20 protein-coding genes and 1 tRNA gene are annotated in these 25,071 nt (G+C 71.3%); 15 read left to right on the forward strand and 6 right to left on the reverse strand.

Annotated elements, in window-relative coordinates; translation table 11 throughout:
• Positions 1-36 precede the first annotated feature (36 nt).
• The 7 genes from AB0L71_RS16045 (at position 37) to AB0L71_RS16075 (ending at position 10,773) form a co-directional block, all read left to right on the forward strand.
• On the forward strand, positions 37-804 hold the full coding sequence (locus AB0L71_RS16045) for an IclR family transcriptional regulator (RefSeq protein ID WP_365242888.1): 768 nt from the start codon (positions 37-39) through the stop codon (positions 802-804).
• Between the two features lie 33 nt (positions 805-837).
• Positions 838-2,175, forward strand: coding sequence for an MFS transporter (locus AB0L71_RS16050; RefSeq protein ID WP_365242890.1), 1,338 nt, complete (start codon positions 838-840; stop codon positions 2,173-2,175).
• Between the two features lie 323 nt (positions 2,176-2,498).
• On the forward strand, positions 2,499-4,637 hold the full coding sequence (locus tag AB0L71_RS16055; protein WP_365242892.1) for a FlgD immunoglobulin-like domain containing protein: 2,139 nt from the start codon (positions 2,499-2,501) through the stop codon (positions 4,635-4,637).
• 124 nt (positions 4,638-4,761) lie between these two features.
• Positions 4,762-5,352 carry a DUF4291 domain-containing protein gene (locus tag AB0L71_RS16060; protein ID WP_365242894.1) on the forward strand — a complete coding sequence of 197 codons (591 nt, stop codon included), beginning with the start codon at positions 4,762-4,764 and terminating at the stop codon, positions 5,350-5,352.
• Positions 5,353-5,505: 153 nt separating this feature from the next.
• A complete protein-coding gene (locus AB0L71_RS16065; RefSeq protein ID WP_365242896.1) occupies positions 5,506-8,169 on the forward strand; it encodes an alpha/beta fold hydrolase in 2,664 nt (887 codons plus the stop codon).
• The gene (locus AB0L71_RS16070; protein WP_365242898.1) at positions 8,166-9,041 is read left to right on the forward strand and encodes an ABC transporter permease; all 876 of its coding nucleotides are present in this window, start codon (positions 8,166-8,168) and stop codon (positions 9,039-9,041) included. Before AB0L71_RS16065 ends, AB0L71_RS16070 begins: the two co-directional genes overlap by 4 nt.
• A gap of 133 nt (positions 9,042-9,174) precedes the next feature.
• On the forward strand, positions 9,175-10,773 hold the full coding sequence (locus AB0L71_RS16075; RefSeq protein ID WP_365242900.1) for a von Willebrand factor type A domain-containing protein: 1,599 nt from the start codon (positions 9,175-9,177) through the stop codon (positions 10,771-10,773).
• Between the two features lie 62 nt (positions 10,774-10,835).
• Here AB0L71_RS16075 and AB0L71_RS16080 read toward each other — a convergent pair whose 3' ends face one another.
• From AB0L71_RS16080 to AB0L71_RS16095, 4 genes are all read right to left on the reverse strand, one after another.
• A complete protein-coding gene (locus AB0L71_RS16080; RefSeq protein ID WP_365242902.1) occupies positions 10,836-11,051 on the reverse strand; it encodes a hypothetical protein in 216 nt (71 codons plus the stop codon).
• A 310-nt stretch (positions 11,052-11,361) separates the two neighbouring features.
• Positions 11,362-11,667, reverse strand: coding sequence for a hypothetical protein (locus tag AB0L71_RS16085; protein WP_365242904.1), 306 nt, complete (start codon positions 11,665-11,667; stop codon positions 11,362-11,364).
• Positions 11,668-11,848: 181 nt separating this feature from the next.
• On the reverse strand, positions 11,849-12,058 hold the full coding sequence (locus tag AB0L71_RS16090; RefSeq protein ID WP_365242905.1) for a hypothetical protein: 210 nt from the start codon (positions 12,056-12,058) through the stop codon (positions 11,849-11,851).
• 173 nt (positions 12,059-12,231) lie between these two features.
• Positions 12,232-12,304, reverse strand: a tRNA-Arg gene (locus AB0L71_RS16095).
• A gap of 327 nt (positions 12,305-12,631) precedes the next feature.
• Between AB0L71_RS16095 and AB0L71_RS16100 the strand changes: the two genes are divergently transcribed.
• The 8 genes from AB0L71_RS16100 to AB0L71_RS16135 all read left to right on the forward strand — a co-directional run bounded on the left by AB0L71_RS16100 (position 12,632) and on the right by AB0L71_RS16135 (position 22,716).
• On the forward strand, positions 12,632-14,278 hold the full coding sequence (locus AB0L71_RS16100) for a dynamin family protein (RefSeq protein ID WP_365242939.1): 1,647 nt from the start codon (positions 12,632-12,634) through the stop codon (positions 14,276-14,278).
• A gap of 2 nt (positions 14,279-14,280) precedes the next feature.
• Positions 14,281-16,311, forward strand: a complete 2,031-nt coding sequence (locus AB0L71_RS16105; protein WP_365242907.1) for a GTP-binding protein — start codon at positions 14,281-14,283, stop codon at positions 16,309-16,311.
• A 100-nt stretch (positions 16,312-16,411) separates the two neighbouring features.
• Positions 16,412-17,026 carry a single-stranded DNA-binding protein gene (locus AB0L71_RS16110; RefSeq protein WP_365242909.1) on the forward strand — a complete coding sequence of 205 codons (615 nt, stop codon included), beginning with the start codon at positions 16,412-16,414 and terminating at the stop codon, positions 17,024-17,026.
• 232 nt (positions 17,027-17,258) lie between these two features.
• Positions 17,259-18,701, forward strand: coding sequence for a Cys-Gln thioester bond-forming surface protein (locus AB0L71_RS16115; RefSeq protein ID WP_365242911.1), 1,443 nt, complete (start codon positions 17,259-17,261; stop codon positions 18,699-18,701).
• Between the two features lie 373 nt (positions 18,702-19,074).
• A complete protein-coding gene (locus AB0L71_RS16120) occupies positions 19,075-19,701 on the forward strand; it encodes a hypothetical protein (RefSeq protein WP_365242913.1) in 627 nt (208 codons plus the stop codon).
• A gap of 236 nt (positions 19,702-19,937) precedes the next feature.
• Positions 19,938-21,602 carry an energy-dependent translational throttle protein EttA gene (gene ettA, locus AB0L71_RS16125; protein ID WP_365242915.1) on the forward strand — a complete coding sequence of 555 codons (1,665 nt, stop codon included), beginning with the start codon at positions 19,938-19,940 and terminating at the stop codon, positions 21,600-21,602.
• 5 nt (positions 21,603-21,607) lie between these two features.
• Positions 21,608-22,030 (forward strand): thioesterase family protein, encoded by a 423-nt coding sequence (locus tag AB0L71_RS16130; RefSeq protein ID WP_365242917.1) that lies wholly within the window; start codon positions 21,608-21,610, stop codon positions 22,028-22,030.
• Positions 22,027-22,716: a hypothetical protein gene (locus tag AB0L71_RS16135; protein WP_365242919.1), complete on the forward strand. Its 690-nt coding sequence runs from the start codon at positions 22,027-22,029 to the stop codon at positions 22,714-22,716. Before AB0L71_RS16130 ends, AB0L71_RS16135 begins: the two co-directional genes overlap by 4 nt.
• Positions 22,717-22,738: 22 nt before the next feature.
• Here AB0L71_RS16135 and AB0L71_RS16140 read toward each other — a convergent pair whose 3' ends face one another.
• Entirely contained in the window at positions 22,739-23,701 is a 963-nt protein-coding gene (locus AB0L71_RS16140; protein ID WP_365242920.1) for an ATP-binding cassette domain-containing protein, read from the reverse strand.
• Positions 23,698-25,071: FtsX-like permease family protein (locus tag AB0L71_RS16145; protein WP_365242922.1), on the reverse strand; the 1,374-nt coding region annotated here is incomplete at its 5' end. The genes AB0L71_RS16140 and AB0L71_RS16145, both read right to left, overlap by 4 nt.

A 25,071-nucleotide genomic window follows, 5' to 3' on the forward strand; every position in this document is an offset into this window, starting at 1 on the left:
GCGGGCGGCCCGTGAGCGTGAAGAGTGAGGAACAGCGTGGAAGAGCAGCCCTCCAAGGCCACCTACATCAACGAGTCGCTGGAAGCCGGTCTGCGCCTGCTGCGCCTGTTCGTCACCGACCAGGCCATGACCGTCACCGATGCGGCGAAGGCGCTGGGCGTGGCCCGGTCGACCGCGCATCGGCTGGTCGCCACGCTGGAGGCACAGGGCTTCCTCGCGAGGAACACGGCCGGTCGTGGTTACTCCACCGGCCCCGAACTGGCGCGTCTGGGTGCCCCTTCGGGATTCGACGACGCCACCCAGCAGCGGGTGAGGCCCGTGCTCGACGACGCATGGGAGCGCACCTCGGAAACGGTCCAGGTTGTCGTCCTCGTCGGCGGCCGGACGGTCATCACCGGCGGGCGCCAGTCGCCTCGGGAGGTATGTGCCGTCCTGGAGGTCGGACGCTCCTACCCCGCACACGCCACGGCGGGTGGGAAGTTGCTGTTGTCCCAACTGACGGACGAGCAGGTCGGCATGGTCTACCCGGACGAGGAGTTGGTCGCGCTCACCCCACGCACGCTCACGTCCCGGGCGGCACTCCTCGACGAGCTGGCCGTCACCCGTGAGCGGGGATACGCGGTCAGCTGCGGCGAGTCGGTAGAGGGCATGCACGCGGTGGGAGTGCCGCTCGGCGGCCCCGGCTGGCATGACCGCTTCGCCCTGATGGCCTGTGCGCCCGCCGACCGCGGCGGCGACGCCGCGCTTGCCCGGTGGGCGGAAGAACTGCAGCGCTCCGCCGCCCTCTGGGCCAAGCGGCGCTGATGCGTGATCGATCGACACTGGACAAGGAGGGCCATGACAACCGGAGGCCATAAGCCGAACCGGTGGATACGCCGTCACTTTCACGGCGTCGGATACATACTCATCGTGCTTCTCGTGGGCGCGAACATGCCCAGCCCGTTGTACGGGGCATACCGCGAGGCTTTCGGATTCTCACCGGTCATGCAGACCGTGATCTTCGCCGTCTACGCGGCGGCTCTCGTGCCCGCCCTGCTGGTGTTCGGACCGCTGTCGGACGCCATCGGCCGACGACCCGTGCTCTCTCTTGCCCTGCTGTTCGGCGTGCTCGGAGCCACCCTCATGGCCTGCGCCGACTCCACCTCCTGGCTCATGGCCGGCCGGATCGCGCAAGGCCTGTCCGTCGGCACCTGCTCGGCCGCCGGTGCCGCGGCCCTGGCCGAGCACGAACCGGACGGAGACCACACCAAGGCCGCGACCGCGGCGACCGCGACCACCGCTGTCGGCGCGGCGCTCGGTCCGCTGTTCGCCGGTGCTCTCGCCCAGTATCTGCCGCACGGCTTCGTCCTGCCGTATCTGGTGTTTCTCTGCACCCTGGTACCCGCCCTGGTGGCCGTGGCCCTCCTGCCCGCTTCCCGGGGGCACGGACGCGGCACCCGGCCGAAGATCCGCATCTCGCTTCCGCGGGTGCCGCACACGATCCGCGCGCCCTTCACCATCGCCGTGTCCACCTCCGCGGTCTCCTGGGCGGTGGTCGGACTGTTCCAGGCCGTCGTGCCGTCCTGGATCACCGAGATGACGGGTACCGGAAACCTGGTCGTGGGCGGCTCCGCCGCCGCCCTGACCATGGTCTGCTCGGCCGCCACCCAGCTCAGCGTCCGGCGGCTGCCTCCTCGGCTCGGACAGCGCCTGGGGCTCGTCCTGCTCGCCGTGGGCATGCTGATCCTGCTCCTGGCGAATCTGCTCCACTCCCTGCCGCTGCTCTTCGTCACCACCGCCGTCACAGGCGTCGGCCACGGCCTGGCCTTCTCCGGCGGCATGCAGCAGGTCAACGGGGTACTGGTCACCGAGGCACCCGAAGTGCGCGGGTCGGTGCTCGCGGCCCTCTACACCATCGTCTACGCAGGTCTGGGCGTTCCGGTCATCGCGGTCGGTCTGCTGATCACCTTGCAGGGCATGGACGCGGCTGTGGTCGAGTTCTCGCTCGCCGCCGTGGCCGCATGCGTGGTCATCATGATCGCCCAACGACGGGCGGCCCGGCGGACCTTGTCCGCGTCCCGTGTGATCGCGGGCTCTCCCATGGCGGACCGGCCCGGGACCGTGGCCGCCTCTTCGGCGGGGGACATAGCCCCGCAGGGCGCGGGTCCCGACGCCCGCCGCGACCCGATCGGCTGAGACGGCGGGAGAACAACCCTCCCAGTGCAATGAGTTCGCCCAGTTCGGCAGGCGAGCCGGCAAGCCGTGCACGGGAGGCGGCCCCCGCCGCGCCGCGCGCGTCGGCGAGCCGCTTGTCTTACACGCTCCGCATGCGCATATATTCGCTGCGCTTATCCGAACGTGCCTGTAGACAGCCAGACTTGGGGGGTCGGGTGTCCCAACACCTGTGCACAATCAACCGGATCAGAAGAACGTGCCTTACCGTAGTCGCCGTCGCCGCGCTTGCCGCCGCACTGACACCCGTGGTATCGACATCGGCTCACGCGGCTGAAGCGACCGAAGTGCTCATACCCGCGCCCGACGCCTACGGCGACGGGCCCGAGACGGTGCTGGCGACCGGCGCCCAGGGTGTACTGCACCGCGAGGGCGGCGGTTATCTCTGGACGACGACGTACAACAGCACCACGAAGCCTGTCCCGGCCCTCGACGGCGTACCGCAGGATGCCATCGTCTCCGGCCACGACGAGTACAACCGTGTCACCTACCTCAAGCCGCGCGAGGGCGGCGGCACGGACGTCGTGCGCGTCGGCATAGAGAATGCCGCCCTCACCCACACCTACAGCGTGCCGGCCGGTTACCTCAACCCACGTGTGGCGAACGGATGGGCGCTGGCCACCGTCGACCAGGGTGACGGAACGTACCAGCTGCGTGTGGCGCGCGGTGGGGACCCCGGCAGCGACCCCGTCGTCAAACTGCCCGACGGAGCCACCACAGGAGCCGAGCCCGAGCTATTCGGCGCCGACTACAACCAGCTCCTCATCGGCTATCGCACCGCAGACGGCACTCGAGGCTACGGCATCCTCACCGCGTACAACGGCACGGTCATCCCGCTGCCCGTGACCGGCGAGGCAAGCAGCTTCCGCATCACACAGACCACCGTCAGCTGGTTCTCCCGCAGCGGGGAGCCGGGAGTGCGGGTCATGCCGCGGGGAAGCACGGGCACCCCGCGTATCGTGCCGCTCGCCACCCAGTCCGCCGACAGCAAGGTGACGTCCTTCGTGGTGGGCGACAACGTGCTCTGGTACGAGGGCGACGGCGGCCCGCTGCACGTCACCCCGTTCGGCGGGCCGGACAAGGAGCGGAACCTGCTGAGCGATGTCGAGCAGGTTTTCCTGCTCAGCGAGGGCAAGGGTGCGTTGGCTGCGCTCGGCAAAGACACCGACGGCAAGCGGGCTGTTCACCTGTTCAGCATCGACGGCCTCGAGCTTGTCTTTGATCTGCCGCTGCGTCAAGTGGCCGCAACCAAAACGGCGGACGGTGCGATCGATGCGCTGAGTCTGGACCGAGGGAAGCTGCGGTACCTCAACTCCCTGGCCGGTACGCGCACGTTGCACGGCGAGGACATCGGCACCGGGCTCGAACCGGCGCACGGCCCGACGCTCGCCGAGTTCCCGGGCCTGACGGCCGGCCGCTTCGCCGACGGCACCGATGAGGGCCTGGCCCGGCTGGTCGCAGACCCCGACACGGGCATGGACGTGCTGGTGACCGGCGACGACCCCGAGCATCCGACGGACAGCCTCGCGCTGCCGGGAGCGAACGGCCGGATCCTCGACGCAGCACCGGAGTTCGTGCTGTACGAGACGGGCGGAACACAGTACGTCGTGGACACCGCACGTGACCTCGTCGTCCGTGAACAGCCGGCGCAGGCCGCCGTACTGAACCAGAAGCGTCTGTTCAAGGCGGCGCCGAAGAAACCTGGCATTGTAAAAGTGATCAACGCTCGCACCGGCTCTGTGACCGGCTCCGTCGACCTCGGCAACGCCTGCGTCCCGGACGAGCTGCAGAGCAGCGGCACCCTGCTGTACTGGAGTTGCGCTGCGCAGAACATCGCAGGCGTACGCGACCTGGCGACCGAGCAGACCTTCCCCGCTCCGACGTCCGACGTCCTGCTGGGCGACCACTTCCTGGCCCACCGGGAGGCCTCCGGCGAGCTGCGCCTCACCGGTCTGCAGGCAGACGGCTCCACGGCTGACCTGGGAACCGTCACGGGACTGAAGCAGCCCACGAACGGCGACGGGCGCGGCACCACCTGGACCCTTGACGCGGATGCGGGCAAGCTCGCCTGGGTCGGCGCGGACAACACCATCCACGTCACCGCGCCGCAGCACGCCGTCTCCGCGCTGAGTGTCGCCCATACCGCTGTACCAGCCACGGCGTCCGGTGAGTGGGCCGCCGCATGGTGGCTCTCCAAGCCCGCGGCGTCCTGGCAGGTGACGCTCACCAGGCGTACGACCGGCGAGGTCGTCCGCACCTGGACCGGTGAGGACACCCGCAGCGCGGTCCGGGTCACCTGGGACGGCACGTCCGAGTCGGGCACCCCGGTGGCGACCGGCGGCTACACCTGGCAGCTGACCGCCACCCCGGCGGACGGCACGGGCGCAGACGTGACGGTTACCGGCGTCGTGAAAATCACCGGCTGAGCACCGCAGCACCTGGCACCGGTCCCTTCCCGGGGCGCCCCGGGAAGGGGCCGGGCCCTGTATGACGCCGCGCGTCCCCATAACTCACTCGCGGCGACCGTCCGGTGGGTGATCCGATGGAGCCATGACCGCTCCGACCACGCCGCAACACGAGATCCGCGCCCAGTACACGGACACGACCATCACCGTCTATCAGGCGTACACCCCCTCCATCGGCCTGCCCGCCGCGCGTGACGGGCGTTTCCCGGACGTGTGGAAGCGGGATCGCATGACGTGGATCAAGCCGAGTTTTCTGTGGATGATGTACCGCTGCGGCTGGGCCGAGAAGGAGGGGCAGGAGACCGTCCTGGCCGTCGAGATCACCCGCGAGGGTTTCGACTGGGCCCTGGACCACTCCGAACTCTCCCACTACGTCAGGGGAGTTCACCCCGACCGTGCCGCCTGGCAGCGCAACCTGCGCCGGAGCCCGGCCCGCGTGCAGTGGGACCCCGAACGCGATCTCCACCTGCAACGGCTCCCGTACCGCTCGCTCCAACTCGGCCTCTCCGGCGAGGCGGCGCGGCAGTACGCGGACGAGTGGACGGTGTCGATCCGCGACGTCACCCCGCTTGCCCGGCAGGTCCACGCGCTGGTGGCGGCCGGGCGGCTCGACGACGCTGCGGCGGTCCTGCCGCGCGAATCGCCGTATCCGGCCCGAGGGCCCATCGGCGCCTGACCGTGCGCTGAGCGTCCCTCAGGGAGTCGGACACATGGGGCCCGTCATACCGCGTACGGAGTACGGCAGGGCAGCGCCCTACGCCGCGAGAAGGCCGCAGAGTTCCCCCGTACGGCTGTCCGTGCGCGGCGGCGGTCCGCTTAGGGTCGGACCATGGAGACCCCTCTTGCGCGTACGTCCCGGTGGCGGCGCCGTCTGCCCCGCCGTCGCGGCCGGTGGGCCGCGGGCCTCGCCGCCCTCGTCGTACTGGCCGGTGCCGTCACCTGGACCGCCGTCACCGGCGACGGTGACGGACCCGCCGTGCACCGGCAGGACCGGATGATGCGGGTGGACGGGGTGTCCCTCGACACCTCGTACTTCACCACCGGCGGCACCGGGCGCCGGCCCGCCGTCCTGATCGGGCACGGATTCGGCGGCAGCAAGGACGAGGTGCGGGACCAGGCCGAACAACTGGCCGGTGCCGGGTACGCCGTGCTGACCTGGTCCGCCCGCGGGTTCGGCAAGTCGGGCGGGGAGATCTCGCTCAACGCCCCCGACCGCGAGGTCAAGGACGTGTCCAGGCTCATCGACTGGCTGGCGCAGCGCCCCGAGGTGGAGCTCGACGCCCAGGGCGATCCCCGGGTCGGGGTCACCGGGGCCTCCTACGGCGGAGCCGTCTCGCTCCTCGCCGCCGGGTACGACCGACGCGTCGACGCCATCGCACCGCAGATCACCTACTGGAACCTGGCCGACGCCCTCTTCCCCGACGGGGTCTTCAAGAAGCTCTGGGCCGGCATCTTCATCAACACCGGCGGCGGCTGCCAGAAGTTCGAGAAGCAGCTCTGCCGGATGTACGAACGGGTCGCCGTCAGCGGGAAGCCCGACGCCGCCGCGCGGGCGCTGCTGACCGAACGCTCACCGAGCGCCGTCGCCGACCGCATCAAGGTGCCCGCGCTCATCGTGCAGGGGCAGTCCGACTCCCTCTTCCCGCTCGGCCAGGCCGACGCCATGGCCCGCGCGATCAGCGGCAACGGCGCACCGGTCGCCGTCGACTGGATCGCGGGCGGGCACGACGGCGGCGACCCGGAGACCGACCGGGTGCGGCAGCGGATCGGCGGCTGGTTCGACCGGTACCTGAAGGACGACCGGGACGCCGACACCGGGCCGGCCTTCCGCGTCACCCGGACCGGAGGCATCGACTCCACCGACGGGGCCGCCCTCACCCGCGGGGAGAGCAGCGACACGTACCCCGGGCTGAGCAGCGGAACGGAAACGATCGCCCTCGGGCGCCGGACCCAGACGGTCCACAACCCCGCCGGGGCCAACCCGCCCGCCATCTCCGCCGTCCCCGGACTGGGCGGCGGGCTCTCCCAGCTGTCGTCCCTCGGCGTCGGCCTCTCGATCGACTTCCCCGGCCAGTACGCCCGCTTCGACTCCGCACCCCTGGACACCTCCCTGCGCGTCACCGGCTCCCCGACCGTGCCGGTCACCGTCGACGCGCAGCAGGGCGACGCGGTGCTGTTCGGGAAGGTGTACGACGTGTCGCCGGACGGCGAGCAGCAGGTGCTGCCCTCCCAACTGGTCGCCCCCTTCCGGATCACCCCGGACCAGCAGGGCAAACCGGTCCGTCTGACCCTCCCCGCCATCGACCACTCCTTCGCCGCGGGACACCGGCTGCGCCTGGTCCTCTCCGCCACCGACCTCGGGTACGCCTCACCGGCCGAGCCGACGACGTACACGGTCACCGCCGCCGGCCCGCTGACCGTCCCCACCGCCCCCGCACTGAAGACCGCCCCGGCCGCCCTGCCCTGGTGGACCTGGGGGCTCCCGGCTGCCGCCGTGGTGATCGCCGCCCTGCTGCTGCTCACCGCCCGCCGCCGCACCGCGACCCCCGCACCCGATCCGGCGCTCGCCGACGTGCCCCTCCAGATCACCGGCCTGTCGAAGAAGTACGCCAGGTCCACCGACCGGTACGCCGTGCAGGACCTGTCCTTCCGGGTCGAGAAGGGCCAGGTGCTGGGGCTCCTCGGCCCCAACGGCGCGGGCAAGACCACCACACTGCGCATGCTGATGGGGCTCATCACGCCCGACGACGGCGAGATCCGCGTCTTCGGGCAGGCCATCCGACCCGGCGCGCCCGTTCTCTCCCGTGTCGGCTCGTTCGTCGAGGGGGCGGGCTTCCTGCCGCACCTGTCCGGGCGCGCCAACCTGGACCTGTACTGGCGGGCCACCGGGCGCCCCGCCGAGGACGCGCACATCGAGGAGGCCCTGGAGATCGCCGGGCTCGGTGAAGCCCTGGCCCGCGCCGTCCGCACGTACTCCCAGGGCATGCGGCAACGGCTCGCCCTCGCCCAGGCCATGCTCGGCCTGCCGGACCTGCTCATCCTCGACGAACCGACCAACGGACTCGACCCGCCCCAGATCCGCGAGATGCGCGACGTGATGATCCGGTACGCGGCCGGCGGCCGGACCGTCATCGTCTCCAGCCACCTCCTCTCCGAGGTCGAACAGTCCTGCACCCATCTCGTGGTCATGGACCGCGGCCGGCTCGTCCAGGCGGGCCCGGTCGCCGAGATCACCGGATCCGGCGACATGCTGCTCGTCACCAGTGCCCAGGACCTGTCCGAACCCCTCGCGGGGAAGGTCGCCGCACTGCCGGGGATCGGATCGGCCGTCAGGACGGACGACGGCCGCGGCCTGCTCGTCCGCCTCGACGGCGCCACCCCGCCCGAGCTGATCGCCGAACTCGTACGCCTGGACGTGCCGTTGACCGGTGTCGGACCGCACCGCCGCCTGGAGGACGCGTTCCTCACCCTGATCTCCGGAGGCTCCGCATGAAGGCCGCAGCCGATGTGACAGAAGCCGCCGCGGCGCCCGGCTACCGCGCCCGGCACACCCTGCCGCTACGCGTCGAGACGGTGCGGCAGCTGCGCAGACGCCGCACCCTCCTCATGGGCGGGGTGCTGGCGGCCCTGCCGTTCATCCTGATCGCCGCGTTCGCGATCGGCGGCACGCCCTCCTCGCGAGGAGGCGGCGACCGGCTCACCCTGATGGACACCGCGACCGCGTCCGCCGCGAACTTCGCCGCGACCTGCCTGTTCGTGTCCGCCGGGTTCCTGCTCGTCATCCCGGTGGCGCTGTTCTGCGGCGACACCGTCGCCTCCGAGGCCGGCTGGTCGTCCCTGCGCTATCTGCTGGCGGCACCCGTGCCACGGGCCAGGCTGCTGTGGAGCAAGCTCGTCGTGGCGCTCGGCTTCAGCCTCGCCGCGATGCTGCTGCTGCCGCTCGTCGCACTGGCCGCCGGGACCGCCGCGTACGGCTGGGGACCGCTCGAACTCCCCACCGGCGGCGCACTCCCGACCTCCGCCACCCTGCCCCGGCTCGCACTCGTCGTCGCGTTCCTCTTCGTCTCCCAACTCGTCACCGCCGGGCTGGCGTTCTGGCTGTCGACCAGGACCGACGCCCCTCTGGGCGCGGTCGGTGGAGCCGTCGGACTGACCATCGTCGGCAATGTGCTCGACGCCGTCACCGCGCTCGGATCCTGGCGCGAATTCCTGCCCGCCCACTGGCAGTTCGCCTGGGCGGACGCGCTCCAGCCCGATCTGGAATGGGGCGGCATGGCGAAGGGCGCGGCGATCTCGGTGACCTATGCCCTGATCCTGTTCGCTTTCGCCTTCCGGGGATTCAGCCGTAAGGACATCGTGTCCTGAACGCGACGTTCCGCCGCCCTCCCGTCCTCCGTTGCCGCATCGACACCCATCCGCAACGTCTTCGTCGGCTCCCGGACGCGACCTCGCGCGTCACATTCACAAGTGCTGACACGACGACGTTGGGGGGCCGGGCATGGAACGCCGGACAGCGAAGTACCACGTACGGACATGGCGAGGGGCGCTCGGAGTCCTCCTGGCGGGCGGGGTGCTGCTCACCGGATGCTCGGGCGACGGGAACGAGTCCAGCTCCGCCGACCGCAAGGGCGCCCCCGCTCCCGCCCCCGCCCCTGCCACGTCGGGCGGCACGGCCGACGGTGCGAAGAGCGCAGACGGTGCGAAGAAGCAGGACGGGCTGCGGGAATCCGCATCGCCCGACTACCTGTCCACCTTCGCCCTGGACGTCGACACCGCTTCGTACGGGTACGCCCGCCGCACCCTCGCCGACGGCAATCTGCCCGAGCCGAGCACCGTACGGCCCGAGGAGTTCGTCAACAGCTTCCGGCAGGGCTACAAGCGCCCGACCGGCAACGGCTTCACCGTGAACGTGGACGGGGCCCGTGCCGGTTCCGCGGCCGGTGACTGGTCCCTGGTACGGGTCGGCCTGGCCACCCGCGCCGCCCCCGCCCGCGACGAACGCCCGCCCGCCGCGCTCACGTTCGTCGTCGACATCTCCGGCTCGATGGCCGAACCGGGCCGACTCGACCTGGTGAAGAAGTCCCTCGGCATCCTCACCGACGAACTGCGCGACGACGACTCGATCTCCCTGGTCACCTTCAGCGACGAGGCCAGGACGCTCCTGCCGATGACCCGGCTGCGGGACCACCGCGGCAGGATCCGCGACCGGATCGACGCCATGGAACCCACCGACTCCACCAACCTGGAAGCAGGCATCCGCCGCGGGTACACCGAGGCCGTCGAGGGGCGTGTCAAGGGCGCCAACAACCGGGTCGTGCTGCTCTCCGACGCCCTCGCCAACACCGGCGAGACCGATGCCGAAGCCATCCTCGAACGCATCGGCTCCGCCCGCCGCGAACACGGCATCACCCTCTTCGGCGTCGGCGTCGGCAGCGACTACGGCGACGCCCTGATGGAACGGCTCACCAACAAGGGCGACGGCCACACCACCTACATCGCCGACGAGGAGCAGGCCCGCAAGGTCTTCGTCGACCAGTTGCCCGCCCACCTCGAACTGACGGCCCGCGACGCCAAGGCCCAGGTCGCCTTCGACCCGAAGACGGTCCAGCAGTTCAAGCTGATCGGCTACGAGGACCGGAAGGTCGCCGACGAGGACTTCCGCAACGACCGGGTCGACGGCGGCGAGGTCGGCCCCGGCCACACGGTGACGGCGCTCTACGCCGTCCACCTCAGGAAGGGCGCCGCCGGACACGTGGCAACCGCCACCGTCCGCTGGCTCGACCCCACGTCCCGGGCCCCGCACGAGCAGACCGGCTCGGTGGCGACCACCGCCATCGACGGGCCGCTGTGGGGCGGCGGCAGCAAGCGCCTCCAGGTCACCGCGGTCGCCGCGTACTTCGCCGACACCCTGCGCGGCGGCGACCTCCCCGGCGCACCCGGCCTCGGCGAACTCGCCTCGCGGGCGGAGAAGCTGGCGTCCGAGACCGAGGACGACTCGGTACGCAAGCTGGCGACCGCCATCGAACAGGCCGACCGGCTCAGGAGCGGACGGGGCGACGGTTCGTCCGGGGGCGAGGCGGAGGGCGAGATGGACTGAGCGGCGGGATCGTACGGACGTGCCCGGCCGGGCTGTGCGGACGTGTGCCCGGCCGGCCTGGTTCAACGACGCCGGGTCTCCCACCACCCGGTCAGCTCCTCGACACGGGCGTCGAAGCGACGGTCGAGGAACGACACAGGGGCTGCCAGCGTCAGGCGCTCGCCCGTCACCAGCGAGATGCTCACCCGGCGCACTCCGAGGCTGCGACGGACATCGATACTCGACAGGTCCGCCCAGGGGATGCGGCGCTCTCGATGAGCGAAGGGCGAAAAGGTCACCAGGCACTCCGGGGTGAGCCGCACGCCGTTGCTGCGCGGCAGGATCAATAGGCCGACCACACCCGCGGCGGCCGCGTAGGCGCAGTGGCGCAGTTCCCCGGCCCGTCATGGGGTCGGCGGTCCACCACAGGCCCAGGGCGAGCAGGCCCGTTCCCAAGGCCATCCCCAGGAGGACCGGGACAGCGGTCTGCGCCGAACCCAGCCGGACATCGACGGTCTCCTCCGTGTGCCGCACGCGGCATCCCCTCATCCGCGCGTTTGGCCCGTGGGACGGACGGGCCTCGTGATCCGAGACGATAGACGGCGTCTGTCACTGGCCGGGTTCCGCCTTCGCTGCTGTCCGGCGGATGTGTCCGGCTGCCTCGATCATCGCCTTGGCACGCGCGTAGTCGCTCTCTTGGGCAGCCTCGTCCTCCAGGCGGTGAACCCTTGCTTCGAGTACCGGATTACGGGCGAGGGCATACTCACCCCACCACCGAGCCATGAAGGCGGGGACGGGGGCGAGGTCGTAGGCATCCGCGATGTCGCGGCGCCAGTGCCGGTCGAAGTCCACGAGGAGTTGCGGCGCGTGCTGGGCGATGGCGGCGCGCAACGACTTCGGAGTTCGCTCGGGCATGGGCGGAATGGATGTCCCACCTTCGAAGGGTGCGGTGGTCATGAGCGTGGGGTTCCCTTCAGGTGGCGGCGCCTCAACAATCATTCCCTTGAGAGTGCATTCTCGAGACTGGTGATGAGGTCTGCGATCGATCGCGCAGTTCTGCTGGCATCAGCGGTCAGAAGCAAGATCCGCGGCAGCGTCAGCGGCAGCGGCTCGACGAGACGCAGGACGCCTCGGCCGCCTGCCTGGCGGCATGGGCGCCGAGGGCGACGTGGGTCAGCTCTCCCGCCGGTACGGGTTCGTGTGCGGCTCCATGGACTGACGGACCTCCTGACAGCAGGACATGGACGACCCGCTCGTCCAGGCCGGCCACCTCGACGCCTTCGACCAGGCGGGTCTGTCGGATCACCGTGCGACACCGCCACCCGCGAAACCCCGGTGGCAGCCGGACGGCGCCGGCCACGTCTCCGCCCTGACCCGGCGGCGTCCGGCACTTACGCGTTCACTACGCCGCCTTCGCTACGGTGCTGTGACCCGCAAAAAGGCCCTCCCGAGGGAGGGCCTGATGTCGTGCGGGCAAAGCGCCCCCGGCAGGACTCGAACCTGCGGCCAAGCGCTTAGAAGGCGCCTGCTCTATCCACTGAGCTACGGGGGCCGGGTGGTGCCTCGGCGGCCTGGAGCCCTGGGGCCGGGCCGGTCGCCGACCCGCCGGGACAAGGATAGGGCTCCGATCGCCTGGACCCGGTTGCTTCACCTGCGTGGCACTATGTGGAGGTTCGGTGAAGCGAACCGATAATCGCAGGTAGGTGGGATTCGCGCATCGCTTTTGACGTCTCGGGCCCCGGGTGTTGTGCACTCGTTATGCCTGCGCCCCACTCGTCCCGTCTGTCCCGACTCCGTTTTGAGGAGAGAACCGGCGCGCAGAGGTGGGTATACGCTTCAAAAAGGCGCCAAAATTGGGCATTCTTCGCATGTGGTGACCTTGGATGTACGGCCTCAGCTCATCGACGCACTCTCCGCCCTGCGCGACCGTGTCGCTGCCGTGCGTCTTCCACTTCCGCTTCCGGGGGCCGCACGCGCCCGCCAGAACCGCGACGAACTGCTCGCCCAACTCGACGACTACCTGCTTCCCCGGCTCAGAGATCCTGAAGCACCCCTGCTCGCCGTGATCGGCGGATCCACCGGGGCAGGGAAGTCGACGCTCGTCAATTCCCTGGTGGGGCGGCGGGTCAGCGAGGCAGGCGTGCTGCGGCCGACCACACGGACGCCGGTGCTCGTCTGCCACCCGGACGACTACCACTGGTTCGCCGGGGTCCGCGTACTGCCACAGCTCACCAGGGTCTGGCTGCCGCCGGAGGCGGCCGGGATCCCCGGCCGGTGCGACGACCTCGACGACCTCGACGCGGCCGACGAGGCGGGCGGGACCACCCTCCGTGTCGAGACCTCCGCCGGGCTGCCGCGCGGGCTCGCGCTGCTCGACGCGCCCGACATCGACTCGCTCCTGGTGCGGAACCGGAGGCTGGCCGCCGAGCTGATCTGCGCCGCGGACGTGTGGGTCATGGTGACCACGGCCTCCCGGTACGCGGACGCCGTGCCGTGGCATTTGCTGCGCACGGCCAAGGAGTACGACGCCTCGCTCGTCACCGTCCTCGACCGGGTGCCGCACCAGGTGATCGCGGAGGTGTCGCGGCAGTACGGGGCGCTGCTCACCAAGGCGGGCCTCGGTGAGGTGCCGCGCTTCACCATCCCCGAGCTGCCCGAATCGGCCGGCGGCGGCAGCGGGCTGCTGCCCACCACCGCGGTCGCCCCGCTGCGCGCCTGGCTCACTCACCGCGCCCAGGATCCGGCCGCCCGCCGGCAGACGGTCGGGCGGACGGCGGCCGGGGTCATCTCCTCGCTGGACATACGGATGCCTGCGCTGGCCGGGGCCGTCGCGGCGCAGTACGCGGCGGCCGTGCGGCTGACCGGTGTGGTCGAGGACGCGTACCGCGCCGAGGGCGAGCGGGTGCGTCGACGACTGAGCAACGGCGGTGTGCTCGCCGGGGACGCACGGACCCGGTGGCGTGGGTACCCGGTGTACAGCACCTCCGGGGAACTCCTCGAAGCGCTGGTGGAGAGCCTCGCCGCACTCCTGCAGTGCGCCGTGGCCGCCGCCGACGAACAGATCCGTACGACCTGGCAGCGCGAGCCCGCGGCCGGGGTGTTCGGCTTCGAGGGAGTCGGTCGGGAATCCGGGGGATGGGGGCCCGCCGAGGACATCCGGGGCCGGATCTTCATGGCCGTACGGCGCTGGTGGCGGGTGCTGGAGGAACTGGCCGAGGAAGAAGTGCGCCGGCTCGAGCGCGGCACCGCACCCGACGCCGAGACGGTGGCGGCGCTGCTGGCCGCCTCGCTGCTCGGCGGGCGCCGCACCCGGAGCGCCGGGGAACAGCTCGCCGAGAGGATCGGCGCCCAGGGCGCGCTGCGGCTGCGCGACAAGGGCGTCGCGCTGCTCACCGACTGCCTCGACCGGGTGCTGGACGGTGAGCGCGACCGGCGGCTGGCGCCGCTCGACGCGCTCGACGTGGCCCCGGAGCCGCAAGCCGAACTGATTGCCGCGCTGTCCGTACTGCAGAAGGAGAGGTGGTAGCGATGACTGCCGTCATTGACGAGGGGCCCGGCCGGAGCGAGATCCCGTCCTCCCACGACGACCGGAACCGGGATCACCGGAGCCCGCACCCGGCGCACCACGGAGGGCGCCCGGTCCCGTCGGAGGCGGAAGGGGACTGGAACGACGGGCTCATCGCCCGGCGCGCGGCAGCCAGAGCGGCGGATGCGAAGGCGGCCGCGGCCAGGACGGCAGTCAGGCAGGCGGCCAGGGCGACGGGTTCCGGGCCGGGGGCTGCCCCGTACGAGGACGTACGGCCACCCCAGGTCGAGGCGTACGTACCATCCGACGGCCCGCTCCGGCCCCGGCTCGACGCACTGCGTGAGCTGGTCGGGCTGTCCAGGGCCCGGCTCGACCTGTCCACGCTCGGGGAGGCGGGGCGCGTGCTCGACGAGGCGGCGGCCCGTCAGCGGCTGTCCGCCCGGCACACCGTCATCGCCATCGCCGGGGCGACCGGCAGCGGCAAGTCGACCCTGTTCAACTCCCTCGCGGGCGTCCAGATCTCCGAGACCGGGCTGCGCAGGCCGACGACCTCCGCCCCGATCGCCTGTTCCTGGACCGACGGGGCGGCCGGGCTGCTGGACCGGCTCGCCATCCCCGGACGGCTCAGGCGCAGGCCGCAGCGGAGCGGTACGGACGTCGACGAGGCGCTCCAGGGGCTCGTCCTCGTCGACCTGCCCGACCACGACTCGGCGGCGACCGAACATCGGGAGCAGGTCGACCGGGTGCTCGCACTGGTCGACGCGGTGATCTGGGTCGTGGACCCGGAGAAGTACGCGGACGCGGCCCTGCACGAGCGCTATCTGCGGCCGCTCGCCGGACATGCCGAGGTCACCTTCGTCGTGCTCAACCAGATCGACCGGCTGCCCGGCGATGCCGCCGACCAGGTCCTCGACGATCTGCGACGGCTGCTCGACGAGGACGGCATGGCGCTCGGTGAGCACGGCGAACCGGGCGCCACCGTCCTGTCCCTGTCCGCGCTCACCGGTGAGGGCGTGGGCGAACTGCGGGAGACGCTCGGCCGGTTCGTCCAGGAGCGCGCCGCGGCGGGCCGCCGGCTGTCCGCCGATGTGGACGCCGCCGCGGCCAGGCTCCGTCCGGTGTATGTCGCCGAGGGGCGCCCCGGTCTCAGCGAGCAGGCCCGCGAGGAGTTCGCCGACCGGCTCGCGGAAGCCGTCGGAGCGGCCGCGGCGGGACAGGCGGCGGAGCGCGAGTGGCGCAGGAACGCCGGGCGTGCGTGCGGCACGCCGTGGCTGCGGCTGTGGCGCTGGTTCGAGGCGACCCGGCGGTCGGGAAGCCCGGAGTACCCGGTGCAGCCCGCACCCGTCGAGGAGCAGCTCACCGCCCGGCAAGGGGTCGAACAGGCCGTACGGACGGTGGCGGACGAGGCCGCCGGCGGGCTGCCCGGACCGTGGGCGCAGGCGGTGCGCGAGGCCGCGGTGAACGGTGCGCAGGGGCTGCCGGAGGCGCTCGACGAGCTGGCGGAGAGGTTCGGCACCACGGACGGGCGGGGGCGGGCGGCGAACTGTGCCCCGGGTGAGGCGAGGAGTGGTGCGCACGGTGCGGCCGGTCCGGGCGGTTCGACGGTCGCGGCGACGGGGGTGGCCGGGGCCTCTGGTGTGGCGCACAGCGGTCGCGTGGGCGGGAGGCCGCCGCGGCCCCGGTGGTGGGCCGCCGCCGTGATGGCGCAGGCGTCGATGACGTTGTTGCAGATCTTCGGTGGTCTCTGGCTGGTGGGTCAGATCTTCGGCGTGCTCGAACCCGGATTCCTCACGCCCGCGCTGGTGATGCTGGCCGGGGTCGTCGGCGGCCCGTTGGTGGAGTGGTCGTGCGTGGCCGCGGCCCGGGGGCCCGCGCGACGGTACGGGCAGGAGGCCGAGCGGCAGTTGCGCGAGGCGGCGGCGGCCTGTGGGCGGGCGCGGGTGCTCGATCCGGTGGCGGCGGAACTCGTGCGGTACCGCGAGGTGCGGGAGAAGTACGCGGCGGTGACGGAGTTTTCCACAACCGGCCGGTAGTCCACAGGGGGCAGCGAGATTTCCGCCTTCCCTTCAGCCTGGGACCAGTGACCACGCGGATGCGGTCGCTGGAACCGAAGGCCGGAGGGAAGGCGGAGTCATGAACGAAACCTTGGTGACACTGTTGGGCAACGCGGCGACGGGTGTGGAGTTCCGGGAGACCGCGACCGGCGGAATGGCGCGATTCCGGTTCGCGGTGACACCGCGTCGTTGGGACCGTACGAAGCAGTTCTGGACGGACGGTCACACCAGCTTCTACACCGTCTGGGCATGGCGGACTCTGGCATCGAATCTGTGCGGTTCCGTCTCCGTCGGAGAACCCCTCGTCGTGCACGGCAGGTTGAAGGTGCGCGAGGAAGAACGGGAAGGCCTGCGCAGGACGTTCGTGGATGTCGAGGCGATCGCGGTGGGACACGATCTGACCCGTGGGACGGCCGCGTTCCGGCGGGTGTTGAGGAGCGACCCGCGGCTGGTGGCGCGGGCGGGGCAGCCGAAGAAGGCGGACGAACCGGACTGGTCGGGTGGGCCGCGCGGGTCGGGGCGCTCGGACGAGGGGGAGGAGCCGGGCCCAGCGGGTACGTCGTACGCCGTGTCACGTCCCGTACGGAAGAAAGGGGTTGAAAGCGGCGAGCGAGTCGGACGGCAGCGGGCCGAGGGGGCCGAGCCGCCGGATGGGCGCGAGAAGGACGACCGGGAGCTTGCGTCGATGTCATGACGTAACGCGGCGGATGGGGCGCTTGGGGGCGTACCTGGGGGCGCGTGAGAGGGCGTGCGCGAGCGAGGCGATAACGATTCCGAGTCGGAATGGTTATACGACGGTACGACTGGGGACTGTTCATTCCTTCCTCCCTAGGATTCCCCCGTACTCACGGGGCACTTGAGTTGACTGGCGGGGCGCTCCCCACACGCGCATCAGGCGCGGAAGGTCCCGCCCGGAGGGGAATTCTGTGTTTTCTGCTTCTTCAACGACCATTCCCTCGTCCAGAGCGAGGACTGGATCGCCACGACGGCGGGGCATAGCCCGGCTGGCCGCCTCGGTGGTGGCATCCGGTCTGGTGGCGGCGGGGGCCCTCGTCGGCGCAGGCAGCGCGGTCGCCGACCAGACGCCGCAGCAGCAAGGGGGCGCGTCCGCGGTCCTGGACGGGCTGAAGATCTACGACGGTGCCGTGAACCACACGGGCGGCAAGAACGAGAAGCTGGTCGCAGGCCTGTTCGAGATGACCGTCGACGGCGGCGGCAAGATCAAGACCTACTGCATCGACTTCCACAATCCCACCCAGAGCCGCGCGAAGTACCTTGAGACCCCTTGGTCCCAGACCTCGCTCGGCAGCAACAAGAACGCGGGGAAGATCCGCTGGATCCTGGAGAACTCCTACCCGCAGGTCGATGACCTCGCGACGCTCGCCGCGAAGGCGGGCACCGGGTCGCTGACGGAGAAGACCGCGGCGGCGGGCACCCAGGTCGCCATCTGGCGCTACTCCGACGGCGTTGATGTCGAAGCGTCCGACCCGCAGGCCGAGAAGCTCGCCGACTGGCTGGAGAGCAACGCCGCCAACCAGGAGGAGCCGCAGGCTTCCCTCGCGCTGGACCCGACCGCGGTCTCCGGCAAGTCCGGTGAGCGGCTCGGGCCGATCACCGTGCGCACCAACGCCTCCCAGGTCACCGTGACCCCGCCCGCCGACGCAGCCAGCGGCGTCAAGGTCACCGACAAGAGCGGCCAGCCCGTGACCTCCGCGGCCAACGGCGCCGAGCTCTACTTCGACGTACCGGCCGGCACCGCCGACGGCTCCGCCTCGCTCTCCGTCCAGGCCACCACCTCGGTGCCGGTCGGCCGGGCCTTCGCCGGTGAGACCAAGAGCCAGACCATGATCCTGGCCGGCTCCAGCCAGTCCACGGTCTCCGCGACCGCCACCGCGACCTGGGCCAAGAAGGGCCCGATCCCGGCGGTCTCGGCGGAGAAGAACTGCGCCAAGGGTGGCGTCGACGTCACCGCGAGCAACGAGGGCGACGAGGCGTTCACCTTCGAGCTGGCGGGGGAGCAGCACACGATCGAGGCGGGCAAGTCGGAGACGGTGACCGTCCCGGTCGGCGAGGACCAGGCGTACGACTTCACCATCACCGGCCCCAACGGCTTCTCGAAGACGTTCAAGGGCGTTCTCGACTGCAAGACCGGCGGCAGCGGCGCCGGTGGCCCCGAGACCCAGACCTCGGGCCAGCCCACGCCGGCCACGACCGACAGCGGTTCGACCGGGGCGACGGGTGACCTCGCCGCGACCGGTGGCTCCAGCGCCACTCCGATCATCGCGGGCGTCGCGATCGTCCTCGTCGTCGTCGGCGGCGGCGCGGTCTTCTTCCTCCGCAAGCGCAAGACCCAGCCGTCCGGTCACTGATCACACCGGTCGTCCGTGACCGCACCGGCGGCCACGGAGTGACGGACGACGGGCAGAGCGTCACAGGTGCCCGATGGCGGCCCCGGTGCATACGTGCACCGGGGCCGTTCGGCGTTGTGTTCTCCGTGATATGTGGGCGGGCGCCCACGGGCACTCCGCCCCGCTCGGTGAACTGCCCGTTCGGTGGCCCGCCGGGCGCGTGCAGCGCGATCCGTGCACGCACCCGAAGCCATTGCCCGAAGTAGCGCCGGGGCCAACTCATCCGATGTGCATGAATATTGACGGTGCGTCACCATATGTGTCCGGGCGGTGAGGGTGCACATGGGTACGCGTACTCATGTAGGGCGGCAGCCCGTCCCGCGAAAGTTTGTTCATGACGCTGAACAGAGTTCTTGTGTGCGCGGGGGCGGCAGCGCTCGCGGTGATGGGGCTGGCTGCGTGCGGCAGCGAACAGGCCGGGCGGCGGCAGCAGAACCCCGCGAGCAACATGGGCGCGCAGGTGGCTGTCAGCCCGGGCCCGGACGAGCAGGTGGCGTTCATGCAGATGCTGGAACGGGTGGGTGCGCCCTGCGCGCCGGATGCCCCGGCGGCGACGGAGTCGGACGATCCGGGCCCGGACGAGCATCCGCCCACGCGGCCGAGCGGGCTGCTGCCGGTGGACGACAAGCCGCCCACCAACACGCCGTCCCCCACCGTGGCGCCCGAGCGGCCCGAGCTGAACGGCACAGAGGCGTGTGAAGGCCGTGAGCACGGCGCGCGCATCACCCAGGCGCTGATCGGCCTGGGCAAGCCCACCACGCTTCAGGTGAGGCGGAAGCTGAACGAGCTCGGCTACATCGATTCCCGTATCCACGGACTGAAGGCCGAGCGGGGCGTGGTGCGCTTCTCCCTGGACCTGCGGGCGATGGGCGGACAGCTCGCGCTCGAGGGGACCGCGGCCGGGAAGAAGACCACGGTGAGGGCGTTCGCGCACCCGGCGGAAGGGGCGTGGTCGGCTTGACGCGTGCCTGACATGCGCCGGTGATCGCTTCCGGGGGCGGCCCTCCCTGGGTCGTCCCCGGGGCGTGCGAAGGCGCTCGGCGGCGATCGACGGTGGCAGTCGGTGACGGGTCGGCTACCGTCGCGGGCGGGAAAGGGCAGGTTGCGGGGGACCGATGAGACTGGTTTCCGTCCTGGGACGGCCGTCAGGCAAGATGGGGTGTATCTGCCCACACATCGATAGCCGGACGGTTTCTCTTGGCTGAGTACATCTACACCATGCGCAAGACGCGCAAAGCGCACGGCGACAAGGTGATCCTCGATGACGTCACCCTGAACTTCCTGCCCGGCGCGAAGATCGGTGTCGTGGGCCCCAACGGCGCCGGTAAGTCCACGGTGCTGAAGATCATGGCGGGCCTGGAGCAGCCGTCCAACGGCGACGCGTTCCTGTCGCCCGGTTTCAGTGTCGGCATCCTCATGCAGGAGCCGCAGCTCGACGAGGCGAAGACGGTCCTGGAGAACGTCCAGGACGGCGCCGCCGAGATCATGGGCAAGCTCAAGCGCTTCAACGAGGTCGCCGAGCTCATGGCGACCGACTACTCCGACGCGCTGATGGAGGAGATGGGTAAGCTCCAGGAGGACCTGGACCATGCCAACGCGTGGGACCTGGACGCCCAGCTGGAGCAGGCCATGGACGCCCTGGGCTGCCCGCCCGGCGACTGGCCGGTCGTCAACCTCTCCGGTGGTGAGAAGCGCCGCGTCGCGCTCTGCAAGCTGCTGATCGAGGCCCCCGACCTGCTGCTCCTCGACGAGCCCACCAACCACCTCGACGCCGAGTCGGTCAACTGGCTGGAGCAGCACCTCTCGAAGTACGCGGGCGCCGTGGTCGCGGTCACCCACGACCGCTACTTCCTGAACAACGTCGCCGAGTGGATCCTCGAACTCGACCGCGGACGCGCCCTGCCGTACGAGGGCAACTACTCCACCTACCTCGACAAGAAGGCCGCCCGCCTCAAGGTCGAGGGCCGCAAGGACGAGAAGCGCGCCAAGCGGCTCAAGGAAGAGCTGGAGTGGGTCCGCTCCAACGCCAAGGGCCGGCAGACCAAGTCCAAGGCCCGTCTCGCCCGTTACGAGGAGATGGCGGCCGAGGCCGACAAGATGCGGAAGCTGGACTTCGAGGAGATCCAGATCCCGCCGGGCCCGCGGCTCGGTTCCATCGTCGTCGAGGTCGAGAACCTCTCGAAGGCCTTCGGCGACAAGGTCCTCATCGACGACCTGTCGTTCACGCTGCCCCGCAACGGCATCGTCGGCGTCATCGGTCCGAACGGCGCGGGCAAGACCACGCTGTTCAAGATGATCCAGGGCCTGGAGACCCCGGACTCCGGCTCCATCAAGATCGGTGACACGGTCAAGATCTCCTACGTCGACCAGTCCCGCGCCAACATCGACCCGAAGAAGACCCTCTGGGCCGTCGTCTCGGACGAGCTGGACTACATCAACGTGGGCCAGGTCGAGATGCCCTCGCGTGCCTATGTGTCCGCGTTCGGCTTCAAGGGCCCGGACCAGCAGAAGCCGGCCGGTGTCCTCTCCGGTGGTGAGCGCAACCGCCTCAACCTGGCGCTGACGCTCAAGGAGGGCGGCAACCTGCTGCTCCTCGACGAGCCCACCAACGACCTCGACGTCGAGACCCTGTCCTCGCTGGAGAACGCCCTGCTGGAGTTCCCGGGCGCCGCTGTGGTCATCTCCCACGACCGCTGGTTCCTGGACCGCGTCGCCACGCACATCCTGGCGTACGAGGGCGACTCCAAGTGGTACTGGTTCGAGGGCAACTTCGAGTCGTACGAGAAGAACAAGGTCGACCGCCTCGGAGCCGACGCGGCCCGCCCGCACCGCGCCACGTACAAGAAGCTCACGCGAGGCTGATCGTCTTGGCGCGTCACATCTACCGCTGCCCGCTGCGCTGGTCGGACATGGATGCCTTCGGCCACGTGAACAACGTGGTCTTCCTCCGCTACCTGGAGGAGGCGCGCGTCGACTTCATGTTCCGGCTGGCGCCGGGGGACGGTTCGCCGTCCTTCTCGGGCGGGTCCGTGGTGGCCCGGCACGAGATCGACTACATACGGCCACTGGTCCACCGGCACGAGCCGGTGACCGTCGAGTCGTGGGTCACGAAGATCGGTGCCGCGCAGCTGACCATCGCGTACGAGGTCAAGGACCCGGACCAGGTCTACGTACGGGCCTCGACCGTCATCGTGCCGTACAACCTGGCCGAGGGGCGGCCTCGGCGGATCTCCGCCGAGGAGAAGCAGTACCTCCAGCAGTACCTGGCCGAGGAGCCCGCAGCAGCATGACGGTGCCCGTGCGGTCGCTGGAATTCGCCGACCCGAGGGAGGCCGCGGACCTCGCGGCCTTCCTCGGCCGGCTGCTCCGCTACGACCGGGCCGCCGCGGTGCGGATGCAGGCGGGCGGCAACGCGCTGGCCGTGTTCGGCCGGCTGCCGTCGTTCGATGTCCTGGCGATCCGGACGGCCCGGCTGGCCGGCACCCATGAGTTCGACGTCACGGTGTCCGCCGGTGAATTCCTCGAATCCCTCCACGCCGAGGGGCCGGCGGCCGGTTCGGGCGCCCTGCCCGCCCCCGTCACCGGGCCGCCGTGGACGGGTGTCCTCCCGCCCCGCGGCGGCTGGCACGAACGGCCGGGTCTGCCCGGCCCGGTTCCGCTGCGCACCGCCGTCACCGCCGCCGTGGCGGAGTTCCGTGCCCGCGACGAGGCACTGCCCGAGGCACGCCGCACCCGGGCGGAGCGGGACCTGATCGGCCGTGACATCTGGTCGCGGACGGTCGGCGGCACCGGACTTCCGCTGCGGGCCGTCCACGCCGCCCAGTCCCTCGGCTTCCTGCGCGCGGCGCCGGACTTCCCGGTCGCCCTGCTCGCGTCCGGGCCCTGGCTGCGGCTGCGCACCCCGTTCGGTTCGATCGCCGTGCGCGGTCCGGGCGGCGGGCTCGGCACGCTCGCGGTGACGGTCGGCGCCGGCTGAGCAACAGCCCCGCCGCCCCGTGTCACGGCTGCGGCTGGTCGTCCGGCCAGACGCCGATGTGGTCCTGCTCCAGCTCCAGCATCACCCGGTGCTCCATCCCGAGCGCCTGCAGATAGTCGGCGGGCAGTTGCAGCCGGCCCGCACGGTCGAGCATCGCGTACTCCCGCGCCACCTGCGACTCCAGGCCGGTCGCCGCGTCGACCTCGGTGCGGCGCAGCACCTCGGAGGACGTACGGCCGTCCCGGATGGCGACCGTGCGGCGGACCTCGCTCGCCACCGCCTGGTCGTGCGTGACGATCACGATCGTGGTGCCGAGTTCTTCGTTGGCACGGCGGAACGCGGCGAAGACCTGCTCACCGGTGGCCGAGTCGAGTTCACCGGTCGGTTCGTCGGCGAGCAGCACCGACGGGCTGTTGGCGAGCGCGACGGCGATCGCCACCCGCTGCTGCTGGCCGCCGGAGAGCTGCTGCGGGCGCCGGTCGCGGCACTCCTCCAGGTCCAGCATCCGGAGCAAGGACTCGGCACGCGCGGCCCGTTCACGGCCCCGGCCCCGGCCGCGCAGCTGCATCGGCAGGGTGATGTTCTGGACGGCGGTGAGGTACGGCAGAAGGTTGCGGGCGGTCTGCTGCCAGACGAAGCCGACGACGTCCCGGCGATAACGGAGCCGTTCCTTCGGTCCCATCGACAGCAGATCCGACCCGGCGACCTTCGCCGAACCGGCCGTGGGCACGTCGAGGCCCGCCAGGATGTTCATCAAAGTCGACTTGCCGCTGCCGGACGCGCCGACCAGGGCCATCAACTCGCCCTCCGCGACCAGCAGATCGAGGCCCTGGAGGGCCTGTACCTCCACCCCGTCCGTGGAGAAGATGCGCACCACGCGGTCGCAGGCGATCAGCGCGTCGTGTCCGTAGGAGGGCCGGTCACGGCGTGCGGCGGCCCGCTGTTCGAGCTCGGCCAGGGTGGTGTCGGGCGACGGCGACGTCATCGGTGGTCTCCTGACCTCAGTTCGGTGATCGGTCCGCGGCGACCGGCCCACCACGCCTGGGCGGCGGCCACCGCGGCGGTGAGGACGACGACGCCCAGCGCCGGCAGTGTGAGCGACCACGGGTCCGCCCGCAGCGCGACGGATTCGTCCCCGCCGGGGCCGGACCCGGAGAAGAGCGCGAGGCTCACCAGGTCGACGCCCGGCGCCAGCAGGGCCGTGGTCGCCCACCCGACGAGCAGCCCGCCGACAGCGGCCAGCAGTGCCTGCGGCAGTGCTTCGAGGCCGAGGAGCCGCCGGCCCTGCCGGGAGGTGAGACCCATGGTCCGCAACCGGGCCAGCAACGCGGTGCGCTCCGGTGAGGTCTGCAGCAGCGACAGCAGGACGGCGAGCAGGGCGTAGCCCGCGCCTGCCGCGACCGCCGCCGTGTAGATCCCCTCGGCGCCCCGCTGCATCGGGGTGTCGACGAACGCCTCGCGTTCCTCCGAGCGCAGCCGTACGGAGATGTCCTTGCCGGCCTGATGCGCCGCCGCGCGCAGCGCCCGCACGTCGGGTGAGCCGCCGGTGACGAGGAGCGTGGTGGTCTGCCGGCGGGAGAGCGATGCGGCGTCGACGACGAGGAAGTCGCTGTCGGAGACGGCCGGAGTACGGGTGACCGTACCCGTCACCCGTACGCGGAAGTCCCCGGCCGCCGTGGACAGCTCGCGTGGTCCGTCGCCGAGCCGCCGGGCGACGGACGGCGAGGCGAGGACGGGCAGCACCCGGTCCTTCGACCCGGCGGCTCCCTCGCGCGCCGTGCCCCCGGCCGTCAACCGGTCGGCGGAGAACGCTCCGAGGCCGGTCTCGCGGGCCAGCCGGGCGTACTCGGCAGGGTCGACGCCCACCAGGACGGCGCCCTTGGTGCGCCGGTCCCCGGAGCCGTCGCCTGGCAGCGGGACGTCGTACTCGATCTGCACACCCGTCGCCGCCCGCACACCGTCCGCCTTCCGTACCTCCCGGACCAGGCGCTCCGGCAGCGGCACGGAGTTGCCCGGCCCGCTGATCCTGGCGTCCGCGCCGACCGCACGCAGCGCCGCGCCGTCCCGCGCGGACGCGACACCCGCGAGCACCGAGCCGCCGAACGCCGCCGTGGTCAGCGCGATCAGCAGCGCGAGCAGTGCGAGGGTGCCGCCCGCCGAGGTGCGCCCGGCGCGCGCCAACGCGAGGAAACCGACCGCACCGCGCCGCCGGGCGACGGCGCGCGAGGCGAGACGCAGCGGCAGCGGATACAGCCGCATCAGGACCAGCGCGGCGATCAGCCCGACGAGCACCGGGGCGGCGCTGGTCAGCAGGTCCGCACCGCCGTCGGACCCCGTGCCGCGGCGGCGCAGGGC

Origin of the sequence: Streptomyces sp. NPDC052052, from assembly GCF_040680455.1 — a bacterium.
GTDB lineage: Bacteria > Actinomycetota > Actinomycetes > Streptomycetales > Streptomycetaceae > Streptomyces.